The sequence below is a fragment of the Rhodoferax sp. ZS1R8 genome, assembly GCF_056521325.1.
In genome coordinates this window covers 1-1,071 of the sequence record NZ_JBWMBA010000180.1, presented here as the reverse complement: position 1 = coordinate 1,071, position 1,071 = coordinate 1, and the positions used below count along the sequence as shown (strand labels likewise).

Below are 1,071 nucleotides of genomic sequence, written 5' to 3'. Positions count from 1 at the left end.
CAGCCCAACTGGCGGAGTGCCTCGATCATCTGTTGCGCATCGTGCAAATCGGACACGGCTGCGGTTTCGGTGATTTCGACGATCAGGCGACTCGGCGCGACGCCCCCCTCCCGCAATGCGTCACCAATGAATTGCGGCAAGGTGGGCTCGTACAGTGAGCGCCCCGATATATTGATGGCATTGGAAGGAATGTCCGGGGGCGCCGACAGCATGTTCAGCACTTCGTGAATCACCCAGCGGTCGATATCGAGAATGCGGCCGCTTTTTTCGGCCAGCGGGATGAAGTGGGTAGGCATGATGAGATGGTCGGGGCTTTGCTGGTTGTTGTTTTTGCCAAAATAGGCTGTAGCCCCCGTCGGATATGCGTATAACGCTCATTATTTTGTAGCGTTTGTCTATGGGTGCGTATGCCGCCGTTGCCTTGGTGCGCCATCCAACGGACCAGACGGCACAGTACGCCCTAAGCTGTTGCTACGACACAACGTGCATGCCACCCCCGGGCTGGACGCCGAGCTGCGCAAGAAGATGGTGCCCGGCCCCGGCGGACAACCGCCGCCCAAGGGGGCTTTGGGCTTCGACCACGGTCACGTCGCTGCCCAGCTTGCGGTGGACCAACCTATTCAACCTGACTCGCGATCCCAAGGAGCAGACCAACATCGCCGCCACCAACACCTGGGTGTTCGGACCCATGTCGAGCGCCGGGATGTCGCTGGCGCTGGACCATTTGAACGGTTTGGCATGAACCGCCGGTGCAACTGCCAAGATCGCCAGCGCGGCGGCTGACCAGAGTGTCAGTAAGAAAAGAACATGTATTGATAGCCCTGGGACTGCAAATAAGCGAGTTCCGGGTACCCGGCCGGGACATCAGTTACAAGACCGTTCATGTCCGCGGGCACAAGGCCATTTCCCTTCATTGCATTGTTGCAAAACCTGAACTCGACCCCCTGATTCTTGAGTTCAGACAACTTCGCCATGACGCCTGAATATTGCGCTTGGTTTTTATTGGCGAAGGCCAACTGCTCTTTGCCATGGAAAACATAGATCACTTTGCCACCGGTTTCCCTCATGACG

Annotated in this window: 3 protein-coding genes; 1 reads left to right on the top strand and 2 read right to left on the bottom strand. The window is 57.6% G+C overall.

Going from position 1 to position 1,071, the window contains the following annotated elements:
• Window positions 1–296: EAL domain-containing protein (locus AC097P_RS24820; RefSeq protein WP_479613078.1), on the bottom strand; the 296-nt coding region annotated here is incomplete at its 3' end.
• Between the two features lie 305 nt (window positions 297–601).
• Between AC097P_RS24820 and AC097P_RS24815 the strand changes: the two genes are divergently transcribed.
• On the top strand, window positions 602–742 hold the full coding sequence (locus AC097P_RS24815) for a hypothetical protein (RefSeq protein WP_479613077.1): 141 nt from the start codon (window positions 602–604) through the stop codon (window positions 740–742).
• 49 nt (window positions 743–791) lie between these two features.
• Here AC097P_RS24815 and AC097P_RS24810 read toward each other — a convergent pair.
• Window positions 792–1,071: DsrE family protein (locus AC097P_RS24810; protein WP_479613076.1), on the bottom strand; the 280-nt coding region annotated here is incomplete at its 5' end.